The 18,637-nt window shown below is 48.8% G+C and carries 18 protein-coding genes, 1 other RNA gene and 1 pseudogene; 8 read left to right on the top strand and 12 right to left on the bottom strand.

Annotation, left to right across the window (positions count from 1 at the left end; translation table 11 throughout):
- Window positions 1-66: 66 nt before the first annotated feature.
- The 5 genes from lepA to rpoE all read right to left on the bottom strand — a co-directional run bounded on the left by lepA (window position 67) and on the right by rpoE (window position 4,626).
- Window positions 67-1,860, bottom strand: a complete 1,794-nt coding sequence (gene lepA / locus CEQ48_RS06725) for a translation elongation factor 4 (RefSeq protein WP_089070701.1) — start codon at window positions 1,858-1,860, stop codon at window positions 67-69.
- Window positions 1,861-1,972: 112 nt separating this feature from the next.
- Complete coding sequence (locus tag CEQ48_RS06720; protein WP_089070700.1) at window positions 1,973-2,443, bottom strand: SoxR reducing system RseC family protein; 471 nt, start codon at window positions 2,441-2,443, stop codon at window positions 1,973-1,975.
- A complete protein-coding gene (gene rseB / locus CEQ48_RS06715; protein ID WP_000734779.1) occupies window positions 2,440-3,405 on the bottom strand; it encodes a sigma-E factor regulatory protein RseB in 966 nt (321 codons plus the stop codon). Before rseB ends, CEQ48_RS06720 begins: the two co-directional genes overlap by 4 nt.
- Complete coding sequence (locus tag CEQ48_RS06710) at window positions 3,402-4,022, bottom strand: sigma-E factor negative regulatory protein (RefSeq protein WP_000763844.1); 621 nt, start codon at window positions 4,020-4,022, stop codon at window positions 3,402-3,404. Before CEQ48_RS06710 ends, rseB begins: the two co-directional genes overlap by 4 nt.
- 31 nt (window positions 4,023-4,053) lie before the next feature.
- Window positions 4,054-4,626, bottom strand: a complete 573-nt coding sequence (gene rpoE, locus CEQ48_RS06705) for an RNA polymerase sigma factor RpoE (protein ID WP_001005346.1) — start codon at window positions 4,624-4,626, stop codon at window positions 4,054-4,056.
- Between the two features lie 505 nt (window positions 4,627-5,131).
- Here rpoE and nadB point away from each other — a divergent pair.
- Window positions 5,132-6,739: an L-aspartate oxidase gene (gene nadB, locus CEQ48_RS06695; RefSeq protein ID WP_001918879.1), complete on the top strand. Its 1,608-nt coding sequence runs from the start codon at window positions 5,132-5,134 to the stop codon at window positions 6,737-6,739.
- A gap of 24 nt (window positions 6,740-6,763) precedes the next feature.
- Here nadB and CEQ48_RS06690 read toward each other — a convergent pair whose 3' ends face one another.
- Both CEQ48_RS06690 and CEQ48_RS06685 read right to left on the bottom strand, forming a co-directional pair.
- Window positions 6,764-7,108, bottom strand: a complete 345-nt coding sequence (locus tag CEQ48_RS06690) for a hypothetical protein (protein ID WP_032481254.1) — start codon at window positions 7,106-7,108, stop codon at window positions 6,764-6,766.
- Window positions 7,109-7,157: 49 nt separating this feature from the next.
- The gene (locus CEQ48_RS06685; RefSeq protein ID WP_089070699.1) at window positions 7,158-7,418 is read right to left on the bottom strand and encodes an FAD assembly factor SdhE; all 261 of its coding nucleotides are present in this window, start codon (window positions 7,416-7,418) and stop codon (window positions 7,158-7,160) included.
- Between the two features lie 152 nt (window positions 7,419-7,570).
- On the opposite strand from CEQ48_RS06685, the gene ygfZ reads away from it, so the two are divergent.
- Together ygfZ and CEQ48_RS06675 are read left to right on the top strand one after the other, a co-directional pair.
- The gene (gene ygfZ / locus CEQ48_RS06680) at window positions 7,571-8,542 is read left to right on the top strand and encodes a tRNA-modifying protein YgfZ (RefSeq protein WP_089070698.1); all 972 of its coding nucleotides are present in this window, start codon (window positions 7,571-7,573) and stop codon (window positions 8,540-8,542) included.
- Window positions 8,543-9,176: 634 nt separating this feature from the next.
- Complete coding sequence (locus tag CEQ48_RS06675; protein ID WP_001235991.1) at window positions 9,177-9,383, top strand: DUF1107 domain-containing protein; 207 nt, start codon at window positions 9,177-9,179, stop codon at window positions 9,381-9,383.
- A gap of 100 nt (window positions 9,384-9,483) precedes the next feature.
- Here CEQ48_RS06675 and CEQ48_RS06670 read toward each other — a convergent pair whose 3' ends face one another.
- The 3 genes from CEQ48_RS06670 to CEQ48_RS06660 are packed head-to-tail and all read right to left on the bottom strand — an operon-like array spanning window position 9,484 to window position 12,529.
- Complete coding sequence (locus CEQ48_RS06670) at window positions 9,484-10,713, bottom strand: FAD-dependent 2-octaprenylphenol hydroxylase (protein WP_089070697.1); 1,230 nt, start codon at window positions 10,711-10,713, stop codon at window positions 9,484-9,486.
- A gap of 11 nt (window positions 10,714-10,724) precedes the next feature.
- Window positions 10,725-11,933 carry a 2-octaprenyl-6-methoxyphenyl hydroxylase gene (ubiH, locus tag CEQ48_RS06665; RefSeq protein WP_089070696.1) on the bottom strand — a complete coding sequence of 403 codons (1,209 nt, stop codon included), beginning with the start codon at window positions 11,931-11,933 and terminating at the stop codon, window positions 10,725-10,727.
- 20 nt (window positions 11,934-11,953) lie between these two features.
- The gene (locus CEQ48_RS06660; protein WP_000042175.1) at window positions 11,954-12,529 is read right to left on the bottom strand and encodes a YecA/YgfB family protein; all 576 of its coding nucleotides are present in this window, start codon (window positions 12,527-12,529) and stop codon (window positions 11,954-11,956) included.
- Window positions 12,530-12,770: 241 nt separating this feature from the next.
- Here CEQ48_RS06660 and CEQ48_RS06655 point away from each other — a divergent pair, with 241 nt between their 5' ends.
- From CEQ48_RS06655 to serA, 5 genes are all read left to right on the top strand, one after another.
- Complete coding sequence (locus CEQ48_RS06655) at window positions 12,771-13,079, top strand: cell division protein ZapA (RefSeq protein WP_000070442.1); 309 nt, start codon at window positions 12,771-12,773, stop codon at window positions 13,077-13,079.
- Window positions 13,080-13,091: 12 nt separating this feature from the next.
- Window positions 13,092-13,275, top strand: a non-coding RNA gene (gene ssrS / locus CEQ48_RS06650) — 6S RNA.
- Between the two features lie 3 nt (window positions 13,276-13,278).
- The gene (locus CEQ48_RS06645) at window positions 13,279-13,863 is read left to right on the top strand and encodes a 5-formyltetrahydrofolate cyclo-ligase (protein WP_032478466.1); all 585 of its coding nucleotides are present in this window, start codon (window positions 13,279-13,281) and stop codon (window positions 13,861-13,863) included.
- A 109-nt stretch (window positions 13,864-13,972) separates the two neighbouring features.
- Window positions 13,973-14,629, top strand: coding sequence for a ribose-5-phosphate isomerase RpiA (gene rpiA / locus CEQ48_RS06640; protein WP_000189749.1), 657 nt, complete (start codon window positions 13,973-13,975; stop codon window positions 14,627-14,629).
- Window positions 14,630-14,882: 253 nt separating this feature from the next.
- Entirely contained in the window at window positions 14,883-16,112 is a 1,230-nt protein-coding gene (serA, locus tag CEQ48_RS06635) for a phosphoglycerate dehydrogenase (RefSeq protein WP_089070695.1), read from the top strand.
- 230 nt (window positions 16,113-16,342) lie between these two features.
- On the opposite strand, the gene ilvN is transcribed toward serA, so the two are convergent.
- Window positions 16,343-16,837, bottom strand: a complete 495-nt coding sequence (ilvN, locus tag CEQ48_RS06625; protein ID WP_001215918.1) for an acetolactate synthase small subunit — start codon at window positions 16,835-16,837, stop codon at window positions 16,343-16,345.
- A 1-nt stretch (window position 16,838) separates the two neighbouring features.
- Window positions 16,839-18,559: pseudogene (locus CEQ48_RS06620) on the bottom strand (acetolactate synthase 3 large subunit).
- Window positions 18,560-18,637 lie beyond the last annotated feature (78 nt).

Below are 18,637 nucleotides of genomic sequence, written 5' to 3'. Positions count from 1 at the left end.
AAAGTGAAAGAGCCGAAACCCTTTCACTCATGTGTTAAACCAATAAGTCTGAAGCCAGCAAAGAAATTAGTCTTTGCCGACATGCAGAATGGCAAGGAACGCTTCTTGTGGCAGCTCAACGTTACCGATCTGCTTCATCCGTTTCTTACCTTCTTTCTGCTTCTTCAGCAGTTTCTTCTTACGGCTCACGTCACCACCGTAACATTTCGCCAGTACGTTTTTACGTAACTGCTTCACGGTAGAGCGCGCAATGATGTGGTTACCGATTGCCGCTTGGATCGCGATATCGAACATCTGGCGAGGAATGAACTCTTTCATCTTCTCAACCAATTGACGACCGCGGGTTTGCGAGTTGTCGCGGTGGGTAATGATCGCCAAGGCGTCCACTTTGTCACCGTTGAGCAGCACATCCACACGTACCATGTGCGACATTTCAAAACGTTGGAAACCGTAATCCAGTGACGCGTAGCCACGAGAGGTGGATTTCAAGCGGTCAAAGAAATCCAGAACCACTTCAGCCATCGGGATGTCGTAAGTCAGCGCCACTTGGTTACCGTGGTAAACCATGTCCACCTGAGTACCTCGTTTCTCGATACACAGAGTGATCACGTTACCCAGGTAATCCGCAGGAACCAGAATGTTACAACGCGCGATCGGCTCGCGGATCTCTTCGATATCGTTGATGGCTGGCAGTTTAGCTGGGCTATCAACGTAGACGATCTCTTTGTTGGTCTTGAGCACTTCATACACTACGGTTGGTGCCGTGGTGATGAGGTCGAGATCGTATTCGCGCTCTAAACGCTCTTGGATGATCTCCATGTGCAGCATACCAAGGAAGCCACAACGGAAACCAAAACCGAGTGCTGCCGACGTTTCTGGCTCATAGAACAGCGACGCGTCATTGAGGCTCAGTTTACCCAGTGCATCACGGAAGTTGTCATAGTCATCAGAAGAGACTGGGAACAAGCCCGCATACACTTGAGGTTTCACCTTTTTAAAGCCCGGCAGCGCTTTTTCACAACCGTTCTTCGCTAAGGTCAGGGTGTCACCCACTGGTGCGCCCATGATGTCTTTGATACCACACACCACCCAGCCTACTTCGCCAGTGTTGAGTGAATCGGTATCCTCTTGTTTTGGAGTGAAAATACCTAAGCGATCCACACCCCAAGTTTGGCCGGTGCTCATCACTTTGATCTTGTCGTTTTTCTTCAGGCTACCGTTTTTAATACGAACCAGAGAAACCACACCTAAGTAGTTATCAAACCATGAGTCGATGATCAGCGCTTGTAGCGGTGCATCAGGATCGCCTTGTGGCGCTGGGATGGCAGAAACGATTTTTTCGAGAACTTCATCCACGCCCACACCGGTTTTCGCTGAGCAACGCACAGCATCAATCGCATCGATACCGACGATGTCTTCAATCTCTTCCGCCACACGCTCTGGCTCTGCCGCCGGCAGGTCAATCTTGTTCAGAATGGGCACGACTTCCAGATCCATTTCGATCGCGGTATAGCAGTTTGCTAGGGTTTGCGCTTCTACGCCTTGCCCCGCATCCACCACCAACAGTGCGCCTTCACACGCCGCCAATGAACGTGATACTTCGTACGCGAAGTCAACGTGTCCTGGGGTGTCGATAAAGTTCAGTTGATAGGTTTGGCCATCTTTCGCTGTATAGTCGAGAGTCACACTCTGCGCTTTAATGGTGATGCCACGCTCACGTTCCAGATCCATAGAGTCAAGAACTTGCTCGGCCATTTCACGATCGCTCAAGCCGCCACAGACTTGGATTAAACGGTCAGATAGAGTCGATTTACCATGGTCAATGTGGGCGATAATCGAAAAGTTACGAATGTGCTTCATAGGTTTGGGATGACTAAACTCTTAAATAATAAGGACATAGAAAAGCCGCGTTGGCGGCTATTCATTCAAGTTGGGCGATTCTACCCAATTTCGTTGGGGTTCGCATCATAATTTAGGCAACCGGGATACCCAGTTTTCGTAACAAAACCACTTGCTGCTGAGAGCGTAGCTCCAGCACTTTCGCATAATGTTTGGCAACCCATACACCGAGCGCAATAAAGAGCAGTGCAGTAAGGATCACTATCCCCTCTCCAAAACCCAACATAGGGGCCAGCCATTGATCGCCAAGCCATGCACCCAGCATCATGAAAAACAGCGGTAATAAATAGACGAGCGCCGCCGACTGCAGCACGCTCTTTTCCGGCAAACCAATCTCGACCACCTCACCCGCTTCTAGGGCTTGTATGGTTTGTAAACGCCAGAATAGGGTTTTGTTACCAAACGCTTTAGAGACGATGCCCGTACCGCAGCTTTTCGAGGATTGGCAACTGCTGCAACTGGTTTGCTGTTCACAACTCAGCGTCACTTGAAATCCTTGTTGAGCGGGTACCACTTTGGTCACCGTAGCCAATGCCGTCATCATTGCGCTTTCACTCCACCGACACCAAACATCACCGATTGAGCGATACGTTGCGCAGTCGCAGGAGGAATATCGCCCACTACCGAAATTTCATTCTCACCTTTGACGACACTGTGCAAAGTACGGCGGCCTTGTCGAACCAACTGCCCTTTGAGTGAGTAGTTATCACTGGCAGAGACATACACTGAGAAATTAAACAGGCCGTCCGAATACATCTGGCTTTCCACCAAACGCTCTGTCATTGCCATACGATAACGATTCAGCTCCATGGCTTGAAAACCATCCGGTACCCAAGTGACTTGCCAGAAGGTCTCTTGCACACTGCCTTTTGGCAACTTAAGGACTTCAGGCAGTTGCACCTTGTTTAGCCCTGCCATGATTTCGGCCAAACGCTCGCTGACCGAAAATGAAATGGTGCGATACTGCTCAAGCACTTCGCCATCGCGATCCAGCAAATCCGCCCTTAAAGGCAAATGGCTTTTTTCATCGACCCAGACAACATACGAGTAACGTAAACCATCTTTCGGAACCACGCGCAATACTTGGCACGCTGCCCCCGCTTCTCGGGCGCGCCCGACTTTCACGAAGTCATAGTAGCGGCTCAACTCCGCCACATCCGTGTTCAACATGGGGATGGTTGGAGCCACCATATTGCCCGATTCAATCGTAAAAGGCTCAACACCCGGCTCGATGTAACTCACTTCATCACCACGGCGGATCACTTCACGCACGGGGCCGCTCAAGTACACCAAATGCGCCAGTTGTTGATCATCTTGCCGAGCATGACGATACAACAAGGGCTCAATGCTGTTTTTCTTAACCAAGATGTATGAGAGTTCGTAATTGAGATGTTGGCTGGCTTCATTCATCTGATACAACAACGCCTCTGCAGACTCTTCCTCTGCAAAGGCGGTAGTTGAATTTACACAGAACAGTGTCAGCGCACTGATCAAAAGTTTCTTCATTCCACAACCGATTCAACTGGGTGTTGGTGAGAAGCACTATTCTCACTGTTTAGGCGTAATTGCAGTTCGTAGTCCTGCAGCAAGGCGTTTACGCGGCGACGTTGCTCTTGCATGCTGCTGTCTGGCGCATGCTTTTCCACCGAATCACGAGTCAAACTCACTGGCTCAGCACTTCCAGCAAGAGGAATGGTTTGCAGCACAGGCAGTTCATTTTCCACACCTGAGCTTTGTCCACCATACTGTTGAACGCCGAAAATAACCGCCAACGAGACACAAGCGGCGATACCGACTTGACCAAACTGAGACAACCAAGCAGGCAACTGACGTTTAGCCTGTTGCGGTTTAGGCTGCGCTTCGAGTCTTGCCTGTTGCAAGTCAATCACGTTCGTTGAGTGGTGTAGCGGATTGTGCGCAGGCTCATTTTCCAGCGCCAAGGCGACACTTTCAGCGATATTCCATTCTTTGTGAATCGGTGCCTCTCCACGGAGTACATCACCGATCAGATGATAGTTTTTCCACGTGTCACGTGCATCTTGATCCTGAGCCAATCCTAAAATCAGCTCATTGTCGATCATCTCGCCATCCATGAGTGCTGAAAGTTTTTCTTTGTCAGCCATTCTATTCACCATAGTCATTACGGAATTTGCGTTACAGAAGAGGTTTGATTTTCTTCTCTACCGCCTCACGAGCGCGGAATATTCGTGAACGCACTGTACCAACAGGGCAATCCATCACTTCCGCAATTTCCTCGTAACTCAAGCCATCAAGCTCGCGCAACGTCATTGCCGTTTTTAAATCATCCGGTAACGCATCAATTGCATCGAACACAGTCTTCTTCAACTCTTTGGACAACGTAATGTTCTCCGGGTTCGATAATTCTTTTAATGCGTCACCACCTTCATAGAATTCAGCTTCTTCAGCATCAACATCACTTGCGGGTGGGCGTCGGCTTTGCGCAACAATGTGATTTTTCGCGGTATTAACAGCAATACGGTACAACCAAGTGTAAAACGCACTCTCGCCACGAAAGGTTGGAATGGCTCGATACGCTTTAATAAACGCTTCCTGCGCTACATCAGCCACATCACCGGAATTGCTTACATACCGGGAAATAAGGTTGCACACTTTATTTTGATATCTCAAAACCAAAAGGTTAAATGCTTGCTTATCCCCATTCTGAACTCGCTCAATCAACACTTGATCGGTCAGTTGCTCGTTCATTCGAGCGGTCACTCCTATTGTTATTCCCCTACCTTCTCAGATATGGGTACTCATTATGCGAATTGTAATATTGACACCACTACTTGCATGAGCACCTTTAGAGACTCGGCATTATCGAGAAAGTTCATTATTGGGTGAAATATTTTACTCAAAACCTTATCAAGGCAGCATTTTCACCCGTTGCCTCTCGCGTAGATAGGTATTCCCCATACATCACGTGCGCTTCACTCTTTATATAGTGGTGAATGCAGCGGATTAATAGAGTGCAACCGCTAACATGACAATAAGATTTACAAACTATTGCATTTAGCGCGATGATAATAGCAGGACTTACACCGTATCAACGATCCGAATTTTTCGATAATTTCTTGCCACTTGATTGTGCACAGTGGCATGTCTGCTCAATCGATGCGGTGTTTTTTTCCTCTAAAGAAAACAACTCTTTGAGGAATTTAAAGAAATGTCGAGTTGGATGACTCGCTACAGTTTGGGAATTGGCAATTTTATGAATGCAGACCGAGAGCATCAATGTGATGTATTAGTCATAGGAAGTGGCGCAGCAGGCTTATCGCTTGCTTTACAGGTCGCTCAATACGGAAAAGTGATTGTATTAAGCAAAGGGCCGCGCAGTGAAGGCGCGACTTTTTATGCACAAGGCGGTATTGCAGCAGTCTTTGATGAATCGGACAGTATTGAATCGCATGTGCAAGACACCTTAATTGCAGGTGCTGGGATTTGTGATGAACAAACCGTGCGCTTTATTGCCGAGCATGCCAAAGAGTGCGTGCAGTGGCTGATTGATGGCGGTGTACCTTTTGACAAAGAAGAGGATAGCGATAACGACCACCCACGCTACCACTTGACCCGCGAAGGCGGTCACAGCCATCGCCGTATTTTGCATGCTGCTGATGCCACAGGGATGGCGATGCAGACGTCCTTGCAAGATAACGCCCACAACCATCCCAACATTACGGTACTTGAAAGACACAATGCGCTGGATTTGATCACTGAAGATAAAATCGGCGGTGATGCCAACAAAGTCGTTGGCGCCTATGTATGGAATCGTAATGCGGAACACGTAGAAACGATTCGCGCCAAATTTGTGGTGTTGGCGACTGGCGGGGCATCTAAGGTGTATCAGTACACCTCTAACCCTGATGTTTCTTCTGGTGATGGCATTGCCATGGCGTGGCGTGCGGGCTGCCGTGTGGCCAACCTAGAGTTCAACCAGTTCCACCCAACCTGTTTATACCATCCAGAAGCACGTAACTTCCTACTTACCGAAGCGCTGCGTGGTGAAGGCGCTTATTTGCGCCGCCCAGATGGCAGCCGCTTTATGCCGGATTTCGATGAACGAGCTGAGCTGGCTCCGCGTGATATCGTGGCACGCGCGATCGACTTTGAAATGAAGCGTTTAGGTGCAGACTGTATGTATCTCGACATCAGCCATAAGCCTGCTGACTTTATCGAAAAACACTTCCCCACCATTTACTCACGCTTGATGGATTTGGGCATTGATATGACCAAAGAACCGATCCCCATCGTTCCTGCGGCGCACTATACGTGTGGTGGCGTGATGGTAAATCCGCAAGGTCAAACGGATCTTAAGCAGTTGTATGCGATTGGCGAAGTGAGCTACACCGGCTTACACGGCGCAAACCGTATGGCATCAAACTCTCTTCTAGAATGCGTGGTATACGCATGGTCAGCGTCACAAGACATCATTGCTCAGTTGCCCAACGCAAGCATGCCAGAGTCACTCCCAGCTTGGGATGAAAGCCAAGTCACCTGTTCTGATGAGGAAGTGGTTTTGCAGCATAACTGGCACGAACTGCGCCTCTTTATGTGGGACTACATGGGAATCGTGCGCACCAACAAGCGTTTGGAACGAGCAATGCGCCGCATTCAGCTACTGCAACAGGAGACCCACGAGTATTACAGCAACTTCCGTGTGTCAAACAACCTCCTCGAGATGCGTAACTTACTGCAAGTCGCTGAATTGATGGTGCGTTGCGCGATGCAACGCAAAGAAAGTCGCGGCTTACACTACACGTTGGACTATCCAGATCAACTGGCAGAGAGTGGCCCAACGATTCTTGTGCCGGAAAAATAACGCTCTCTCCGCTTGCAACAGCAATCAAGAGATCTGCGCATGATCACGGGAGCCATTGAGCTCCCGTTTTAATCGCACTAACAATTGCCGATAGGTGGCTTCATCACAGCTATCACGCCAGATAAACCAACGCTTGCCCTGCCCTTGTAAGCAGATAAACAGCGGAGCATAAAGCGTATGTACCGAATGAAAGGTTTCACGCCGCCCCTCTTGCTCGAATACGCCAGCAAAGGTGAGTTCCACATTGCCGACCAAACTCGCCGGCATCCATTGGCTGTGGAGATGACCACGCCAGATCCAAGCGGCAAAATAGGGCACCAACACCAAGGGAATAGAAGAAACGAATAACGCCCAGAGCATCAACAGCATAATCAGCAGCGCGATGATCTGAGCGTAAAAGGAAGGGATAAAAAGAAGCTTAACGGACTTTGCTGAGGTTATGAGCGACAATCTTATCCACCATCGCAGCAAGGCCTAAATTCTCACAGCGGCCATGTCCCATCACCCAAGCAAACAGATCAGGGTCGTCACTTTCCAGTAAAGCCACAAAGTCGTCCTGCTCAGATTCGGCCAGTGAATCAAAACACTCTTCGAAAAATGGCATGATGACCACATCAAGCTCCAACATACCACGACGGCATGCCCATTTGATTCGCGCTTTTTGTTCAGCGGTGTACATCAGTATTCCTCACCTTATGGTTTTTGTTTGATTCGGAGTGTAACAAGGGTGCAGACAGACAACTAGTAACTCAGTCACAGTCCCTGTTCAAGCTGACAAAAAAGTTGATCCAGATTAACATAGCGAGACTTTTTTCCTCAGTGGTGAACAACATGGACTGGCAAAATCGTTTTTCAGTACTCAATCTTTCTTCTCACGATCCTCTCCCTGAACTGATGCTCACGCATCTCACTGGATGGGGAGCCATCACGCTGGTCGGTGCCGATAAAAAAGCGTATCTGCAAGGCCAAGTCACCTGCAATGTGGTTTCTTTGCAAGAGCAGCAAGTCACCTTTGGTGCACACTGTGATGCCAAAGGTAAGGTATGGTCGGTATTTCGCTTGTTTCATCATCACGATGGCTACGCAATGTTTCAACCGCAATCGGCGATAGAAGTCGAACTGCGCGAGCTGAAGAAATACGCCATCTTCTCTAAAGTGACGATTGCCGAAAGCAGCGATATCGCTCTAGGTGTGATGGGCAGTCAAGCCGATGCTTGGATTGATACTGTGAGTGAAACGACTGGCGATGTACGCCGTATCGCAGGCGGTACAGCCGTGCGTATGAGTCCACAGCGTTGGCTGCTGTTGGTGAATGCCGAACAGGCGGAGCAATACGTCAATGCTTGGCAAGGACTGCATGTCGAGCAATCGCTGTGGACACGCATGGATATTGAAGAGGCCGTGCCTGTCGTTACCCAAACGGCTCAAAATGAACACATTCCGCAAGCACTCAATGTGCAAGCCGTTGACGGTATCAGTTTTACTAAAGGTTGTTACACAGGGCAAGAGACTGTGGCACGTGCCAAGTATCGCGGCATCAATAAGCGCGCCATGTACATAGTCAAAGGTAATCTGAGTGCGCCGCTGAGCCAAGATGAGCCTGTGGTTCTTGAACGCGCTGTCGGAGAAAACTGGCGTAGCGCGGGCACACTGCTGACTCATTATCGTTTTACCGATTCAATAGCGATCGGTTTGATCGTCCTGCCCAACGATCTTGAGCACAATGTCGAGCTGCGTCTAGCTGCTCAACCAGACACCCGCTGGCATATCCAACCGCTACCCTATTCACTCAGTGAAGAATAGCGCTCATTCATCGAAACCGACTTGAGCTGCCTGAATCGGCAGCTCAAACTCTCCCTCATCAGGCTCCCTTCTCAGCTTCGCTGCAACACACTATTGCTCGTTGCATCTTCGCGCGAGTTTCTTCAAACAAACCAATACTTATTTATGAATTTAAAATTAAATTAAAAACATAAATAGTCAAAACCAAAACAATCCTCTAGGCTATAAACCGTTGAGGAGAGCAATGAGCACCCAAGTTTGCTCACTCTCTCGTCAACAGAAAGTGAATTAACTGAGCATTCGAGTTATCCACTTTTTGTGTAATGCATCTGTGACTATTCGCCCGCCCAAACGCGGGCATTTTTTTACAATTATTTTACAATCAACTTGCCTGTTCAGAATTTTTACGACTATTCTTTAAAGTGTCATAAGAGGCTGGCTTAATACGGGCTGTTCATCAGTTACCCGCTGAGAACATCAGAAGAATTTGTAAATTTGATCACATGATTCTGGATATTTGACTGCAGTTTTGATTCATTCTGCACAGATATTCCAAATAATCAGTAAGTACTGCTTATTCCACCAAACCTATCACACTATTTTTGTTTAGGTTTTTCTATACTAAGCAGTGCCAGAACAACGCAAGGATCGAAGTATGAGACTGTTTAAGCGCTATACACCAGGTATGATTGCTAAACACGTGAGCCGTCTGTTTAAAGGTAGGATTTATATCTTTGGCGTCGGTAAATTCGAGTTCGATAATGGTAAGTTAAAGCTGCCAGAGAAAGCGGAGCAGCGCCACTATCAGACCGTAAAAGAAGTCAATCAAGAGATCATGAAGCTGCGTTGCGCTTATGCATAAACAAGCAAACACTCAATAGCATTCGATTTAATATAAAGCGATTTAATGTAAAAAGGGTTGGCAGTGCCAACCCTTTTTGTTTGATCGACTTTTTATTCAATCAGTAGACACGCTCTAACCAAACCTGCTTCGCCAGCTCAGGCAGATCGCCCTTGAGGCCTAGCGCGCGTTTCATGATTTCATCTTTGGCGCCCGGTAATTGACCTACCAGACGCATGCCGATTCCACGGATCAGTTTCTTAGCAGGGTTATCCCCCTCAAACAGATCGCGGAAACCTTGCATCGCCGCAATCATTTTGGCAGCTTCCGCTTTCCGCCAGCGCTCATAATGGCGCAAATTACGCTCATCACCAATGTCGCGATTTTGCTGCCATAAGCTCAGCAGCTCTTGCGCCAAGCAGGCAGCATCCAGTAAACCTAAGTTCACACCCTGCCCTGCCAGCGGATGAATGGTGTGTGCGGCATCCCCGACGAGCGCAACCCGAGGCGCAACAAAATCACGGGCATAGCGCATCTTAAGTGGGAAAGCTTGTCGCTCACCGACCACGTCACAGCGGCCTAATCGTGCATCGAATTCTGCGGTCAGCGCTTTGTTAAACTGCGCATCACTCATATTGAGCAAAGCCTCAGCGCGTGAAGGCTCTGTCGACCACACAATCGAACTCATATGCGGCTCTGACATGGGGAGAAAGGCTAACGGTCCTTGGGCAGTAAAAATCTGGCGCGCGACTTTATTGTGCGGATCACTGGTGCGCACATTGGCCACTAAGGCACTGTGTCCATAATCCCAATGCGTCAAAGGAATATCCATTTGTCGACGCAACCAAGAGTTTGCGCCATCGGCCCCTACGACCAATTTTGCGCTCAAGGCTTGGCCATTACTCAAGGTTAGCCATGCTTCGCTTTCACCCACGGCGATGCTCTGACAGGTCGCAGGCACATGCAGTGTCACATTGGCTTGTTGCTGAACTTGCTCTAACAGCGCCAACTGAATGACTCGGTTTTCAACAATGTGTCCTAGATTAGGCTGCGTCATCTCATTGGCTTTAAATTCAATCCGCGCAAAACTATCTTGCTCCCACACTTCCATCGCGATGTAGGGTGCAGCGCGGCGCGCTTCAATGCCCGCCCAAGCATTAAGATTACGCAGCACAATCTCACTTGAGCGACTCAAGGCAGAAACGCGCACATCCGGCAGCGGGTTTAGCGCCTCTTCCGGTAATTGGTTCTCAACCACAGCAATGCGTAGGTCACTCTCTTTCAGAGCCGCAGCTAACGCTAGGCCGACCATACCGCCACCGATAATTACAACATCAACGCTTTGCATCATTCTTTTACCTATTAACGGTTCACTATGCCGAGAGTGCGGCGCAATAACGGAGCTTTCAATAACGGCAAGTTATCCATCGCCATTAGACCAAGGTTACGCCCCATTCGCATCGCTAACCAGTCATTCGAGAAAGTGTGTACTAATCCTGTAGTCAGGCTGATGGTTGCCGTGCGATCGGCATGGCGACGCTGAAAATAACGCTGCAGTAGCGCGTACTCACCCGCATCGTCGCTGCGCGTAATCTCTTCGGCTAAAGTCGCCACATCACGAATACCAAGGTTAAAACCTTGTCCTGCAATCGGGTGTAAGGTTTGCGCCGCATTGCCCACCATAGCAAAACGGTGAGAGACCGTTTGCTCACGATAGCGCAAAACCAGCGAATAAACACTTCTCTCACCTGCATGGGTCAAGGCGCCAAGCCGCCAACCAAAGGCTTGTTGTAAGCCTTGTAAGAACTCAGCTTCGCTGCAATGCAGCCAGTGCGCAACTTGCTCTGGTGGCAGACACCAAACTAAAGACAAGCGATCTTGGCTCATTGGTAGCAAGGCAACGGGGCCATGCGGTGTAAAACGCTCAAAAGCTCGCCCTGCATGAGGTTGCGCGCTGGTGATATTGGCGATCAGCGCGACTTGTTCAAAATCGTGCTCCTGCATCGCAAGGCCCAGCGCTTGGCAACACGTCGACAGCGCACCATCTGCCGCCACAAGCAGCTTACCTTGCAAGGTCTCTTTAGTGTCGAGTTGGACAGTGACCGACTCTTGTTCACGGGTAATATTCACCACTCGGCTTGGTACAAATTGTTGAATGACAGAACACTGCGCCATGCGCTCGGCGTAAACGCGCCCCACATCCGCCAGTTCAACCACATAACCTAGAGCGCTAACCCCAAGCGTCTCACAATGAATATCCGTCATTCCTGCATGAGACTGATCCGAGACATGGATATGTTTAATCGGAGTCGCAAAAGGCTGTAGGCTCGGCCAAAGTTGTAACTCCCGCAGGATTTGTACCGTACCGTAGGAGAGCGCAATGCTGCGCGCATCAAAACCGGGATGCGCAGAATGATCGGTTGCAAACGCCTCTATCACGGCGACCTTCAGCTTACCTTGGCTGAGGTGCTGCAACGCGAGCGCTAATGTTGCGCCCGCCATCGCGCCACCCGCAATGATCACATCAAAACTGATAGGCTTACTGATATTGGGCTGCTGGCTGTCCGTCATTGCGCTTCCTTTCTGTTGACTTAGTGAACGGTGGGCTTAGTGTCTTGCTCTGGTTTGACACCAAATTCCGCATGTAATACCAATACACAGGCTTTGATATGTTCGATCACTTGTTCCAATAATTCTGCTTGCTCGGCTAAGTCATCCTCTTCATCGATGCCTAATTTCGACATCTCTTCCAGATCCTCTAATGCTTCTTTCGCTTCAACAGAAGCGTGCTTCAGATTGGCGCCACTCAAACCTAATCCAGAAATAAAGTGGTTAATCCATTCCGCAACCGCATCCGCGAGCTCAAACAAGGCTTCCTCGCCCTCACCTTCAGGTAGGAGCAATGAAAGCTCAAAATCGGTATCCACCAACTGCGCACTCATCGCCAGCAGAATCTGCTCTGCGCTGGCTAATGCACCAATTGGCCAGCCCATGCCATCGTTGGTGTAATCGAAAACCAAGGCTTGCCAGCTTTTATCATTGAGGCTTAAACCGCCGGACAACATCCCCGTCAGTAACCCTTGTAGCTCGGCAGGATTAATACCGAGAGAAGCGCTACGCAGCTCATTGGCTAAAGCTGGGTAAGCAGGAAGTCTATTTTTGCTCATATTGGATTCACTAACCGAGAAAGGTAGCCCAATCCTACCACTTCATTGCCAGAGCGAAAACGCTCGCCTGCAGTTGGTGCTTAGCTTTTGCACAAATTGTCCAAATCGTGAGTTTTCAAACGTCCATTTCTCGGGTTGCGACGGGAAAGGCTTGAATCTTGTTTTGGGTTTACCTATAGTTCCACCTCGATGGTCACCTGAGTTGACTCATCTTTAGTTATGCTAAAAGAGTTCATTAATCATGAGTAATCAAGCGGTTGACATTGAAATTTTGGGCAAAGTGACCCGGGTAAACTGCCCAGCAGGTCAAGAAGCGTCTTTGCTTCAAGCTGCGCAAGATCTCGATAATCGTTTGAAAGAAATGGCAGAGCGAACTAAAGTCACCAATGAGGTGAAACTGTTGACGATTGCCGCACTCAACATCTGTTACGAGTTACAAACGAAACAGCAAGAAAATGCGGGTACTCAGTCACAACTTAGCGAGCGCATGGAACAGCTCGCCGCTTCATTAGAAGCTGCATTGAAAAATGTGAAGCCAGGAAAGCAATAAACACAGCATTGATTTACCCTGGGGTGTTCGTCAGCGGATTTATGTCCCTGAGCCGATAAGCAACATAACAGGGTTGGTATTGGGTAGCTATTGAGCAAGCTCGGCTTGTACCGAGAAGCCTGCGGTTACCATTACTGATCCGCCTTGAACCTGATGGTTCAAGGGCTACGATCCTCAACGGCATCCCGGGGTTCCCTCTATGACAGATTCTCGTACACACCTACGCCTGCAAATTCGTCAGCGTCGACAATCACTCTCTGCTTTTGAGCAACAGACGGCCAGCCAACAACTTATCCATACCTTTGCTAGCTTATCGGAAGTGACTGCCGCGCAGCGTATTGCCCTGTATCTTGCCAATGATGGTGAGCTAAATACCCAACCACTGATCGAATGGCTTTGGCAGCAAGGTAAACAAGTGTATCTCCCAGTTTTACACCCTTTCGCAAAAGGTCACTTGCTGTTTCTGCACTACCAAGCACACACACCAATGAACAAAAATCGCTATGGGATCGCAGAGCCTAAACTCGACCAACGTTTGATCTGCCCGGTTCGAGAGCTCGATATTATCGGTACTCCTTTGGTGGCGTTTGATCAATCAGGCCAACGCTTGGGAATGGGTGGCGGCTATTACGATCGCACTCTCGCACCTTGGTTTAAAACGCAGCAAGGCGCGATGCCGATTGGTCTTGCGCACGATTGCCAGCAAGTCGAGCAACTGCCCACTGCAAGCTGGGATATTCCATTACGAAAAATAGTGACCCCCAGCAAGGTTTGGCAGTGGTAGTCGAACAATTGCTCAGTTTAGCTCAGCCTAAGTGATTACTTCTGCTTCCGGTTTGGGGTTATAATCGCGCCGCGCAACATACCCGCAAATCGATACTCAGGAGATAGGCATGACTCAAGATGAAATGAAAAAAGCCGCCGGTTGGGCTGCTCTGAAATACGTAGAAAAAGGCAGCATTGTCGGTGTTGGTACGGGCTCAACCGTTAATCACTTCATCGATGCTTTAGGCACTATCAAAGACGAAATCAAAGGCGCGGTTTCGAGCTCGATTGCTTCGACTGCGAAACTGGAAGCGCTCGGCATCCGTGTTTATGACTGTAACGATGTATCGGAGCTGGACATCTATGTCGATGGTGCTGATGAGATCAACCCAGAACGCGACATGATCAAAGGTGGCGGTGCAGCGCTGACGCGTGAAAAGATCGTCGCGGCGATTGCTAAGAAATTTGTGTGTATTGTCGATGGCACTAAAGCGGTCGATGTTCTAGGCAACTTCCCTCTGCCTGTTGAAGTGATCCCAATGGCGCGTTCTTATGTCGCGCGCGAACTGGTAAAACTCGGTGGCGATCCTGTGTATCGTGAAGGTGTGATCACCGATAACGGTAACGTTATTCTGGATGTCTACAACATGAAGATCACCCATCCCAAAGATCTCGAAAGCAAGATCAACGGCATCGCAGGGGTTGTGACCGTGGGTCTCTTTGCTCATCGCGGGGCTGATGTGGTCATCACTGGCACACCACAAGGTGCAAAAATCGAAGAGTAATATCGGGCATTCCCCCCCATATTCCGTTATTTGCTTACAAACGGCACCGCTGGGTGCCTTTTTTTATCCTTTTCTCTAAGAAAATTATGCCTTATTCCGTAATTTTCTTACCCAAAGCAAAAAAAGTTTGTTAATTTAGTGAGCAGAAGGCGCACAAGGAAAACGTTTGCTTTTCTAAATTACGACTCAAATTCGAACAATTCGAACCCAAGCGCCTGTTAGCCCACCTTCCCATAGTTTTAAGGACGATAAAATGGCCAAAATTTCACTGGAAAAAGACAGAATTAAGATCCTCCTTCTTGAAGGACTTCACCCCTCTTCGGTGGAAGTTTTGCAAGCGGCCGGTTACAGCAATATCGAATACCATAAAGGCTCGCTGGAAGAAGCAGAGCTGATTGAAGCTATCAAAGATGTGCATTTTGTCGGGATCCGCTCGCGCAGTAATCTGACGGAGAAAGTGATCAATGCGGCAGAGAAACTGGTGGCGATTGGCTGTTTCTGTATCGGTACTAACCAAGTCGACCTTAATGCCGCCGCCAAACGCGGTATTCCAGTGTTTAACGCACCATTCTCCAATACTCGCAGTGTGGCGGAACTGGTGCTCGGCGAAATTTTACTGTTACTGCGTGGCATTCCAGAGAAAAATGCACTTGCTCACCGTGGGATCTGGAAAAAAAGTGCAGATAACTCTTATGAAGCACGGGGTAAACGCCTAGGCATTATCGGTTATGGTCATATCGGTACTCAGTTGGGGATCATTGCTGAAAACTTGGGGATGCACGTGTATTTCTATGACATTGAAAGCAAACTCTCGCTCGGTAACGCTACCCAAGTGCATACCTTAAGCGAGCTACTCAATAAGTGTGATGTCATTTCACTGCATGTTCCGGAAACCGCTGGCACTAAAAATATGATGGGTGCGGAAGAGTTTGCGCGCATGAAACCGGGCGCTATCTTCATTAACGCAGCGCGCGGTACTGTGGTCGATATCCCAGCTCTGTGCAATGCGCTCGAATCTGGTCATATTGCAGGGGCAGCGATTGACGTATTCCCAGAAGAACCAGCATCAAACAAAGAGCCGTTTGAATCGCCACTGATGAAGTTTGATAACGTGATTTTGACACCACACGTGGGGGGGTCAACCCAAGAAGCACAAGAGAACATTGGCATTGAAGTTGCTGGCAAGCTGGCTAAATACTCAGACAACGGCTCAACGCTCTCTAGTGTCAACTTCCCTGAAGTGTCACTGCCAGAGCATCGCAGCTGCTCTCGCTTACTGCATATTCACTCCAACCGTCCGGGTATTTTGACCCAAATTAACACCATCTTCGCCGAAGAAGGGATCAACATCGCGGCTCAATATCTGCAAACCACTGCAGAAATCGGCTATGTGGTCATCGATGTGGAAACAGCTCGCTCTGAAGAAGCGTTAACTAAGCTTAAAGCGATCGACGGCACGATTCGCGCCCGTATTCTGCACTAATTGATGGGTGGGCTACATCGCACACCAATCTAGAACCTTGAATATAAAAACCAGCCTTTCGGCTGGTTTTTATTTGTACTTTGCTTGTAATTATAAAGACTATACCCAAACTACTTGGAGTTGCAGGTAGGCGGCAAGAGAGTTCATCCCCATGAGCATAGATACACTATGTGATTGGGGTGAACGAACGTAGCCAACACCGCTGCAGCTTCAAGTAGGAAGGGGATAAACTAAGCTCTGAGCGCTCGCTCACCACGCGCGATGCCTACCACACCACTTCGTGCCACTTCGATAACTTCCGTCACTTCCGCAATCGCCTCAATAAAAGCATCCAGTTTCTCGCTCGTACCGGCCAGTTGCACTGTGTATTGTGAAGCTGTGACATCAACAATCTGGCCGCGGAAAATATCCGCCGTACGTTTTACTTCCGCACGTGCAAAACCAGAAGCCTTGACTTTGACCAGCATCAGCTCACGCTCGATGTGTTCACACTCCGTCACTTCCTGCACTTTCAAAACATCAATCAATTTATGCAACTGCTTTTGGATCTGCTCTAGCTGCATTTCATCGGTTTTCGTCGTAATGTTCAGCCGTGAAAGGGTTTCGTCATCGGTCGGTGATACGTTTAGCGTTTCAATGTTGTACCCGCGCTGGGAAAATAGCCCGACAACACGAGACAGCGCCCCCGGTTGGTTTTCCAATAGCAGTGAAATAATGTGTCTCATCTTAGGTTCTCTCCGTTTTGCTCAACCACATTTTGTCCATCCCTTCGCCTTTGATCTGCATTGGGTAAACGTGCTCAGTTTCATCGACATTAATGTCGACAAACACCAGACGATCTTTCATCGCTAACGCTTTTTCCAGCCCAGCTTGCAGCTCATCAGGGTGAGAAATACGGATCCCAACATGACCATAAGCTTCTGCGATCGCCGCAAAATCCGGCACAGAACTCATGTATGAGTTAGAGTGACGACCTTGATAAATAATATCCTGCCACTGTTTCACCATTCCAAGAAAACGGTTGTTGAGGTTAATGATTTTCACTGGAATATCGTACTGCAGTGCGGTCGATAGCTCTTGAATATTCATCTGAATACTGCCATCTCCCGTCACGACCAGTACCTCTTCTTCTGGCATGGCGAATTTCACGCCCATTCCCGCAGGTAAACCAAAACCCATGGTGCCTAGCCCGCCAGAGTTAATCCACTGACGCGGCTTATCAAACGGATAGTAGAGTGCCGCAAACATTTGGTGCTGCCCCACATCCGAGGCCAAAATTGCTTTACCTTGCGTGATTTTATACAGCGTTTCAATCACTTGCTGCGGCTTAATCCGTTCTGCTGAGGTTTCATAAGCCAAACAGTGACGATCACGCCACACTTGGATCTCATTCCACCAACGATCCAGTGCTGCCGCATCATTGCGCTCAGCATTCTCTTCCAGAAGCTTGAGCATGCCATCCAATACTTGGTCGGCAGAACCAACAATCGGCAGATCGACTTTCACGTTTTTAGAAATCGATGACGGGTCAATATCGATGTGCATGATTTTCGCGTTGGGCAGTACTTCTCTAGGTTGTTAGTCGTACGGTCATCAAAGCGCACACCTACCCCAAAAATCAGATCTGCATTGTGCATCGCCATATTGGCTTCATACACACCGTGCATACCAAGCATACCCAGTGAGTTTTTATGAGTGCCAGGAAAAACGCCCAATCCCATCAAAGTACTGACCACGGGCAGATTTAAAGCCTCTGCAAGTTGGCGAATTTGCTGATCTGCATTAGCAATAATCGCCCCGCCACCGACGTACAGTACTGGCTTTTTCGCATCGAGCAGTGCGCGTAACCCTTTTTTGATCTGTCCTTTGTGGCCAGCCGTCGTTGGGTTGTAAGAGCGCATTTTAATGGTTTCTGGATACTCATAAGGCAGCTTATTAAGCGGGCTCATCACATCTTTTGGCACGTCAATCACTACAGGACCAGGACGCCCCGTTGACGCGATGTAAAACGCTTTTTTGATGGTTTCTGGAATATCTTCGGCTTTTTTCACTAAAAAGCTGTGTTTAACGATGGGACGAGACACGCCGACGATATCGCACTCTTGAAATGCATCGTTACCAATAAGATTAGTGGCTACGTTACCGGAGATCACAATCATCGGAATCGAGTCCATATAGGCGGTTGCAATACCAGTCACCGTATTGGTGGCGCCCGGACCTGAGCAGACGAGCACTACGCCCGGTTTTCCAGTGGCACGCGCATAACCATCAGCCATATGTGTTGCGGCTTGTTCGTGACGAACCAGAACGTGTTTAATTTGGTCGGTTTTTTCGTGAAGGGCATCGTAGATGTCGAGTACTGAACCGCCGGGATATCCGAAGATTTGCTCCACACCTTCATTGATCAGAGATTGGACGATCATCTCTGCGCCAGATAGCATTTCCATCTTGTCTCCTTACCAACATACCTTGTGCTCGGTCGGCAAAAGGGTTGGTTTTACATAGTTTAGGGCTTATTTGTAGCC

Source organism: Vibrio tarriae, from assembly GCF_002216685.1.
Lineage (GTDB): Bacteria > Pseudomonadota > Gammaproteobacteria > Enterobacterales > Vibrionaceae > Vibrio > Vibrio tarriae.
Note: the sequence above shows the minus strand (reverse complement) of the source record. Positions and strands in the feature narration are given on the sequence as shown.

Bases quoted from the DNA above. Each gene is read 5' to 3' on its own strand.
- lepA (WP_089070701.1), bottom strand. From the start codon at position 1,860: ATGAAGCACATTCGTAACTTTTCGATTATCGCCCACATTGACCATGGT.
- CEQ48_RS06720 (WP_089070700.1), bottom strand. From the start codon at position 2,443: ATGATGACGGCATTGGCTACGGTGACCAAAGTGGTACCCGCTCAACAA.
- rseB (WP_000734779.1), bottom strand. From the start codon at position 3,405: ATGAAGAAACTTTTGATCAGTGCGCTGACACTGTTCTGTGTAAATTCA.
- CEQ48_RS06710 (WP_000763844.1), bottom strand. From the start codon at position 4,022: ATGGCTGACAAAGAAAAACTTTCAGCACTCATGGATGGCGAGATGATC.
- rpoE (WP_001005346.1), bottom strand. From the start codon at position 4,626: ATGAACGAGCAACTGACCGATCAAGTGTTGATTGAGCGAGTTCAGAAT.
- nadB (WP_001918879.1), top strand. From the start codon at position 5,132: ATGAATGCAGACCGAGAGCATCAATGTGATGTATTAGTCATAGGAAGT.
- CEQ48_RS06690 (WP_032481254.1), bottom strand. From the start codon at position 7,108: ATGCTGTTGATGCTCTGGGCGTTATTCGTTTCTTCTATTCCCTTGGTG.
- CEQ48_RS06685 (WP_089070699.1), bottom strand. From the start codon at position 7,418: ATGTACACCGCTGAACAAAAAGCGCGAATCAAATGGGCATGCCGTCGT.
- ygfZ (WP_089070698.1), top strand. From the start codon at position 7,571: ATGGACTGGCAAAATCGTTTTTCAGTACTCAATCTTTCTTCTCACGAT.
- CEQ48_RS06675 (WP_001235991.1), top strand. From the start codon at position 9,177: ATGAGACTGTTTAAGCGCTATACACCAGGTATGATTGCTAAACACGTG.
- CEQ48_RS06670 (WP_089070697.1), bottom strand. From the start codon at position 10,713: ATGATGCAAAGCGTTGATGTTGTAATTATCGGTGGCGGTATGGTCGGC.
- ubiH (WP_089070696.1), bottom strand. From the start codon at position 11,933: ATGACGGACAGCCAGCAGCCCAATATCAGTAAGCCTATCAGTTTTGAT.
- CEQ48_RS06660 (WP_000042175.1), bottom strand. From the start codon at position 12,529: ATGAGCAAAAATAGACTTCCTGCTTACCCAGCTTTAGCCAATGAGCTG.
- CEQ48_RS06655 (WP_000070442.1), top strand. From the start codon at position 12,771: ATGAGTAATCAAGCGGTTGACATTGAAATTTTGGGCAAAGTGACCCGG.
- CEQ48_RS06645 (WP_032478466.1), top strand. From the start codon at position 13,279: ATGACAGATTCTCGTACACACCTACGCCTGCAAATTCGTCAGCGTCGA.
- rpiA (WP_000189749.1), top strand. From the start codon at position 13,973: ATGACTCAAGATGAAATGAAAAAAGCCGCCGGTTGGGCTGCTCTGAAA.
- serA (WP_089070695.1), top strand. From the start codon at position 14,883: ATGGCCAAAATTTCACTGGAAAAAGACAGAATTAAGATCCTCCTTCTT.
- ilvN (WP_001215918.1), bottom strand. From the start codon at position 16,837: ATGAGACACATTATTTCACTGCTATTGGAAAACCAACCGGGGGCGCTG.